Raw genomic sequence first — 7,389 nt, forward strand, 5'->3', positions numbered from 1 at the left:
ACGATGCATTCCAAACAGCAAAATGAGGAATTGCCATGATTGTTCGAACCCTGATTGTCACTAGCTTCCTGCTCGCTGCCACTGGTGTCTTCGCTGCACCTTCAAAGCCGAATTCTTCCGTCGTCGTCACCAATGCTCGCGATGTCTCGGCAACCGATATCGCTATTGGCGCGAATGGACAGACCGTTCGGCTGACAAAGCCACTCGCTCCAAAGGCGAAAGCCACTTTAAGGCTTCCAAGGGTCACCGGCTGCATGGTAGCTGTCGCCGCAACCTTTGAGGATGAATCAACGGCCGAACTCCCTGAACTCGATACATGTAAGGATGGAACACTTCGCTTTACTGACTAGACATTGCTGCATCACAGCGACGTTGACACAACAGCAGAGAATTCATCAACATAAGCCAGCGCAGCTCAAGGCGCGAGCCGACGCGGGTGCGCTGGACGATTTACGAGCAGGAGACAACTCGTTCCCATGCTGCAGAGGGGTGCCGTATGCCAACTTATGGTGGCGGCGACACGCCTGAAAGGCAGTTTTGGGTGAATGTGACGAGGACCCGAGCCAATGGTCGGCCAGAACCCATACGAGCGTCGTCCAGCAGATTGAGCGGGTGACCGGAGCCTACCCGGCTGGCATAATCCCTTGAACCGAGTTTGAAGGGTGTCGCCAGGACACAGAGAACTGAACGATACGATCTCGACATCGCGGATGGCCTCCGCCCTCGCTGCGCTCCGTCTCGCGAAGCTGATCTCGCGCCTAGCTCCAATGACCTCGGCGCACCTCGCGGCTTGCTTCTCGATTGCGAGATCGCCCGCCGGGCGGGGCGTCGTCCCCCGTGTTCTGGTTGTGGATGAGAATTGCCGTCATTGTCATCAGGACAGCTACTCTCCAGGTGCTACCTTGGCCACGGTCGATCCCGCGACGAAGTGTCGACTTCGACACTGCGCTTTCAGAACCGGCCGACCGTCTCCGCTACAGCCTTGCCGAGCTTCCGATGTGCGTCAGGCTCCAAGTGGATACCGTCAACCGGACTTACCTGGATCAGCGCTCCGGCATCGATGAAGCCCACTCCCCGTGCCTCCGCCAGTACGGCATAAAGCGCGGGAAGCTTGAGTGACACTTCGCGCGCGCCAACAAACTCGGAGCGGATCGGCCCCTGCTCGAGAACCGGCGGCGGGCAGATCACCAGGATGCGAAAGCCGCCATGTCGTTGCTGCATCTCAAGACCCATGGCGATGTCGAGGAGACTGGCAATCCCTGCCGTAATCTTTCCGGGTGTGGCGCCAAAGCGGGTCTTGGTATCGTTCGTCCCAAGCATAATCGCCAGAGCGTCGATGGGACCGTGACTCTGAAGAGCGATCTTCAGGCCCTCGCGTCCGTCCATGTGGGCCCCTGCCACCGGATCGGGGAACTGAGCCGTCCGTCCAGGAAGTCCTTCCTCCGTGACCTCCCAGTCCGGGAGTGTTGATGCTACCAGACGCGGCCAACGCGTGTCCGCATCAAAGCGGTGGTAGGCCTCTCCCCGTGTAACAATTGGTGGGGATCCGTGGGTGTTGCTGTCGCCGAAGCAGAGAAGGGTGCGGGCCATGGAGACATCTGTCATTGACACTTCACGCTAGGGCCGCGTCCTTGGCCGGTCAACACTCTCACGACGAGTAAAAGCCAACTCTGCCGACGGATGCTACGGATTGCCGAATGCTTTTGCCCGTCGGACAAGCTCAAACGTTTGTAGGTTACAATCGGGTCTGTACGTGAGGGTCTCCCAAAATGCCTTCGGAACGAGGCCGACGTCACCACAAGCACCACGAGCTAGAATGGGTTCTGAAGCAACACTCAAGGTGACGATTCGACCCTTGCCTCGTCCCGGGCCGACCAGCGAAGAAGATGCTGATCCAACGCTTAGGAGTATTGATGCCGCATGGCATGTCGCGAGAGTGGAACGAGGGTCAAATCCCAGTTCGCAGATCGCCCTTTGTGCAACGATTTTCAGAAAGTCTTGTTGATTCCGAGCGCAAATTGCCGCGGGATCTCCTCCGCGCAGTTTTTCTTCGCTACCCTGACGACTAGATCAGGAGGGTTGGCGAGGGGATGCATAAGTTTTGGGTATTTACTGCCCTTACGGTGAGTTGGGCCAACGCATCTTGCGCCGAAAGAGTGGTGAATGCGATCGACATACCTCATTTCCATCCTTTGAAGGCTGCGCCCAATCCACAGCCGAACAACGTGGGGGAGAGGCGTCGGGCTGGGACGATATCCGAGAACGACGGAAACCGTCCGGGTATCCGTTCCTATCTGGTCACCCGAAGTGCAACCGTGAGGCGAGTTCAATCGCTTCAACATCAGGCTGATTTGGTGCATGGACCGCAATCGCCAACGGAGCTTCCAGTCAAGCACGAACCGTCCATAGGTGCCATAACGCCGTCGCTCTCGGAAAGGACCGAACTCGAGGTTCCGGTGACCAAGCTGATGCCGCCACCTCTGGAGCCTGCCGAACCGACCTTCCCTTCCACATCGCTGGTCGAAATGCCACCGCCGGAGCCGCCCACATCCTTCCTGCCAGAGGTGCCATCGGAGGCCGCAATGCCACCGCCGCCATCTACGGCCGAGACAAGTTTTCCTCTGGCTACCTTGATGCCTGCACTCCCAGAGCCAGTTGAGCCGTCTCTGCCTTCACCCGAGCAGGTCGTTCCTGCAACTCCAACCTCGATTCCATTCCCAGACCTTCCATCATACGTTTCTCTAAGGCCGCGTTTCGATTGGGTTGACAGCGTCGGCGCCATCGAACTCCCTCAACCTCCGCTGCCTCAAGCTTTTGAACCAGATTCAGAAGAGCGTATTCCTATGCTCATCCGAACGCCTTGGCCGGTTCCGTTGGAACAGACCTAAACGGGCCGATGCAAATCCGCAGGTTCAAACGACGAAGACACTCCTCTCCTGCTCGCCATCCTATCCGAAGAACAATCCATTCAGGGCGGCCACCGGTCCGCCAGGATAGTGTTGCAGAACGTCCCCTTCGCAGGTCGATCAGATCCATATTTTCAGTTGCCTGCCCTTGGCCTTCATGAATATCATCCTCGAAATATCGTGAGCTACTGCGTCTTAATCAGATCTGGCTTCGCAAGAGGTCGAACTGAAAAGCCGCCAAGAGCGCGAGATCGCCGCAGGATGGTGATCGGGAGCGATCGATGCGGGTACAGGAATACTTCCTGCCGGAGACCGCGATGGCTTGGGATCTCAAGTGTCCGAGCGAGATCCGGCGTACGTGTAGCGATCCCCCAGACGTAATGGATGCGGCAGGTGTCGTCGCTATTGCATGCTCACTCTGTAGCGTCGTGCAGGTGAGGAGCCCCAGCCAGCTGGATCCCGGCTCATGACACCGCTTGTCGTGATCAAAGACCTCGATAAATCTTTTCCGGGCGTGAAGGCGCTCAAGAAGGCACGCTTCGAACTCCTTCCTGGGGAAGTTCATGCCCTGATGGGCGAGAACGGCGCCGGCAAGTCCACCCTGATGAAGATTCTAGCCGGAATCTATCGAAAGGATGCCGGCGAGATCTGCATTGAGGGCGTTGCCCTTGATATTCCTTCGCCGCGGGCCGCGCAGGATCTTGGGATCAGCATCATCCATCAGGAACTGAACCTGATGAGCGATCTCACGGCGGCACAGAACATCTTCATCGGCCGCGAACCTAAGCGAGTTGGAGGACTTCTGCTCGATGAAGAGGCTCTAAACCAAGCCGCTGCCGAAATTTTCGAACGCATGCATCTCAAACTTGATCCGCGGGTCGAGGTTGGCCAACTCACCGTGGCCAAGCAGCAGATGATCGAGATCGCCAAGGCCCTGTCCTTCAAATCCAGGGTCTTGATCATGGACGAGCCCACTGCGGCTCTCAACAATGCGGAAATTGGCGAGCTTTTCAGCATTATCCGGAAGCTCAAGGCTCAAGGTGTCGGCATTGTCTATATTTCCCACAAGATGGATGAGTTGAAGAAAATCTCCGATCGCGTCACTGTCATGCGCGATGGCGAGCATGTTGGAACTGTTCCTACCGCTGCTGCGAGCGTTGATACAATTATTTCAATGATGGTTGGCCGAAGTCTTTCCGAAGGGAAGACGGAGGTCCCGGATCTGTCGAGCCACGACGTCGTGCTGGAGGTCCGCAATCTTCGACGCAGCAATGTCATTAAGGATGTAAGCTTCAAACTGCGGAAGGGCGAGATCCTGGGATTCGCTGGTTTGATGGGAGCTGGGCGGACAGAGGTCGCGCGCGCCATTTTTGGCGCGGACCCCCTTGATGGTGGCGAGATTCTAATCCGGGGCAGACCCGTGACGATCCGGTCACCGCAGGATGCCGTGCGGCTCGGCATCGGCTATCTATCCGAAGATCGGAAGCGCTTTGGTCTAGCGACAGGCATGGACGTGGCGGCCAACATCGTCATGCCATGCCTTGGACGCTTCCTTTCCATGAACATGTTCCTCAAAAAGCGCGCCATCCGTGAAATGGCAGGCTCCTGTATCCGGCAGCTACGGATCAAGACGCCTTCTGATGCCCAGGAGGTGCGGTTTCTGTCAGGCGGCAACCAGCAGAAGATCGTGATTGCAAAATGGCTTGCCCGCGACTGCGAGATCCTGTTCTTCGACGAACCGACTCGTGGCATTGATGTCGGAGCAAAAAGTGAGATCTACAAGCTCCTCAATACACTCGCCGCCGAGGGCAGAGCGATCGTGATGATTTCCTCCGAGCTGCCTGAGATCCTGCGCATGAGCCACCGGATCGCCGTGATGTGCGAGGGTCGGCTGACCGGCGAACTCCTTGCTGAGAGAGCCACGCAGGAGGACATCATGCGCCTCGCAACGCAGCGGCATAGTCTCACAACCAATACATCAAACGCGGCGACCGAGGGATCAACTACGTGACGACCATCGCAGAAAAGGAAGCCCAGACCGTCATCAAGTCTGCCGCGTTCAGCCAAGGAGCATGGCAGAAGATCCTGGCCTTCGCCAGCCTGATCGCCCTGATGGCTGTCTTCAGCGTTGCCTCCGAGAACTTCCTTCAGCCTGACAATCTCATCGGCATTCTGCAGGCAACAGCTGTGAACGGTGTTCTCGCCGTGGCGGCGACATTCGTCATCATCACCGGCGGAATCGATCTGTCGGTTGGAACGTTGATGACGTTCTGCGCAGTCATTGCCGGCGTATTCCTCACATACTGGGGACTGCCGATGCCTGTCGGCATCGTGGCGGCTATTGCCGCCGGCGCTCTCTGCGGCTCAGTCTCCGGCACCCTCATTGCCAAGATGAAGATCCCGCCGTTCATCGCAACTCTGGGCATGATGATGTTGCTGAAGGGACTCGCGCTTGTGATCTCGGGAACCCGTCCAATCTATTTCAATGATACGCCGAGTTTTCCGCTGATCTCGCAAGAGTCCTTGATCGGGGCGATCCTCCCGTTTCTCCCGATCCCTAATGGCGTCCTGATCCTCTTCATAGTTGCGATTGCCTCCAGTTTTGTTCTTACGCGCACCGCCTTCGGCCGATACACATTTGCCCTGGGATCCAATGAGGAGGCGGTGCGACTCTCCGGGGTGAATACCGACTTCTGGAAGATCATAGTCTACACAGTTTCAGGCGGGATCTGCGGCATTGCCGGCCTCATCATCGCCTCGCGACTCAATTCTGCCCAACCGGCGCTCGGTCAAGGCTACGAGCTCGACGCCATTGCGGCCGTCGTCATCGGAGGCACTTCCTTGAGCGGTGGACGCGGCACCATTCTCGGGACAATCATCGGAGCTCTGATCATCAGCGTGCTCACCAACGGCCTACGTATTCTCTCGGTGGCTCAGGAGTGGCAGACGGTCGTGACCGGAGTGATTATCATTCTCGCCGTGTATGCCGACATCCTGCGCCGCAAGGCCTGAGGATCTCCCCTTACTTCTCACGAGTCCAAAGGAGCACGCGACCCGGTAATCTGTCCTAACTCATTCACCAATAGGCCAAAGTATACAACGATCAGGAGGAAACGATGTGGAACAGACGCACTTTGATTGGTGCCATCAGCATTGGTGCATTAGTCGGTTTTGCCGGACCTGCAGCGGCCCAGGAGACCTACATCCCACTTATTTCGAAAGGATTCCAGCATCAATTTTGGCAGGCTGTCAAAACCGGAGCCGAGCAGGCAGCCAAGGACTATAACGTGCGCATCACGTTCGAAGGTCCAGACAGCGAAACCATGGTTGACAAGCAGATCGACATGCTATCGGCAGCGCTTGCCAAGAACCCGAAGGCCATCGGATTCGCAGCCCTCGATAGTCAGGCCGCAATCCCTCTGTTGCGCAAGGCGCAGGCCGCCAAGGTTCCCGTCATCGCGTTCGACTCCGGCGTCGACAGCGACATTCCGCTGACCACAGCAGCGACCAACAATCTGGCGGCTGCGGCTCTGGCTGCTGACAAGATGGCGGAGCTCATCGGAGGCGAGGGCGACATTGCTCTCGTGGTGCATGACCAGACCAGTCGTACGGGTATCGATCGGCGAGATGGATTTGCGAACCGGATCAAGGAAAAGTATCCGAAGATCAATATCGTAAGCATCCAATACGGCTCAGGCGATCACCTGAAATCGACCGAGATCACCAAATCGATCCTCCAGGCCAACCCCAAACTCAAGGGAATCTTTGGCGCGAATGAGGGCTCGGCAATCGGAGTCGTCAATGGTGCCAGGGAAATGAACCGCAAGATCGTCATCATTGGCTACGATTCCGGTAAGCAGCAGAAGCAAGCTATCCAGGAAGGCCTAATGGCGGGAGCCATCACGCAGAACCCTGTTGGTATCGGATATAAGACGGTTGAGGCTGCCGTCAATGCACTCAAGGGCGAGAAGCTCGAGAAGATCATCGACACAGGCTTCTTCTACTACGACAAGTCCAATATTAGCGATCCGAAGATCGCAGCCGTACTGTATGACTAGGCGGCAGTAGTCGTGACAGGGACAAGCCTCTAGCTTTGCGGCAATTGGCTCATGACAACTCGCGAGCAAGTGACGTGGACTGAAGGCGGGCTTCACAGGTCGTTTGTGGATCATGTGAACCATGTGACTCCACGGGATGGCCCAAGCGGATACCATTGTGGGTATTCGCTTGGGTTGTGTTGCAAGCACCAAGCAAGGCGCTATCGCAACGTCTTGTCTCGGCGTTTCAGCGACTGAGATGGAGGTCTCAGAGGGCGGAGGAACAGGTATTCGACGAGACCTCTATCAAGCTGGGAGATCGCTGGATGGACCATTCCCGGGTGATCGACAGCAACGGCGACACGGTTGAATTCTGTTCGTGAGGACCAAAGGAAAGCCTTTCCTTTGAACCGCTCACCGCAGAAATGACCGTGATCGCTCTCTCA

Annotated in this window: 5 protein-coding genes; 4 read left to right on the forward strand and 1 reads right to left on the reverse strand. The window is 57.0% G+C overall.

Going from position 1 to position 7,389, the window contains the following annotated elements; all coding sequences use genetic code 11:
• Positions 1 to 35 precede the first annotated feature (35 nt).
• Positions 36 to 350 carry a hypothetical protein gene (locus tag KBI52_RS18880; protein WP_173946895.1) on the forward strand — a complete coding sequence of 105 codons (315 nt, stop codon included), beginning with the start codon at positions 36 to 38 and terminating at the stop codon, positions 348 to 350.
• A gap of 601 nt (positions 351 to 951) precedes the next feature.
• On the opposite strand, the gene KBI52_RS18885 is transcribed toward KBI52_RS18880, so the two are convergent.
• A complete protein-coding gene (locus tag KBI52_RS18885) occupies positions 952 to 1,590 on the reverse strand; it encodes an SGNH/GDSL hydrolase family protein (RefSeq protein ID WP_173946894.1) in 639 nt (212 codons plus the stop codon).
• Between the two features lie 1,782 nt (positions 1,591 to 3,372).
• Here KBI52_RS18885 and KBI52_RS18890 point away from each other — a divergent pair.
• The 3 genes from KBI52_RS18890 (at position 3,373) to KBI52_RS18900 (ending at position 6,964) form a co-directional block, all read left to right on the forward strand.
• Positions 3,373 to 4,917 (forward strand): sugar ABC transporter ATP-binding protein, encoded by a 1,545-nt coding sequence (locus KBI52_RS18890; RefSeq protein WP_210810272.1) that lies wholly within the window; start codon positions 3,373 to 3,375, stop codon positions 4,915 to 4,917.
• 5 nt (positions 4,918 to 4,922) lie between these two features.
• Positions 4,923 to 5,918 (forward strand): ABC transporter permease, encoded by a 996-nt coding sequence (locus tag KBI52_RS18895; protein WP_262265675.1) that lies wholly within the window; start codon positions 4,923 to 4,925, stop codon positions 5,916 to 5,918.
• A 104-nt stretch (positions 5,919 to 6,022) separates the two neighbouring features.
• A complete protein-coding gene (locus KBI52_RS18900) occupies positions 6,023 to 6,964 on the forward strand; it encodes an ABC transporter substrate-binding protein (RefSeq protein WP_173946892.1) in 942 nt (313 codons plus the stop codon).
• The last annotated feature ends 425 nt before the right edge of the window (positions 6,965 to 7,389 follow it).

This window comes from Microvirga sp. HBU67558, assembly GCF_018069605.1.
GTDB classification, from domain to species: Bacteria; Pseudomonadota; Alphaproteobacteria; order Rhizobiales; family Beijerinckiaceae; genus Microvirga; species Microvirga terrae.

Coding starts and splice junctions, on each gene's coding strand:
- KBI52_RS18880 (WP_173946895.1), top strand. CDS start 36: ATGATTGTTCGAACCCTGATTGTCACTAGCTTCCTGCTCGCTGCCACT.
- KBI52_RS18885 (WP_173946894.1), bottom strand. CDS start 1,590: ATGGCCCGCACCCTTCTCTGCTTCGGCGACAGCAACACCCACGGATCC.
- KBI52_RS18890 (WP_210810272.1), top strand. CDS start 3,373: ATGACACCGCTTGTCGTGATCAAAGACCTCGATAAATCTTTTCCGGGC.
- KBI52_RS18900 (WP_173946892.1), top strand. CDS start 6,023: ATGTGGAACAGACGCACTTTGATTGGTGCCATCAGCATTGGTGCATTA.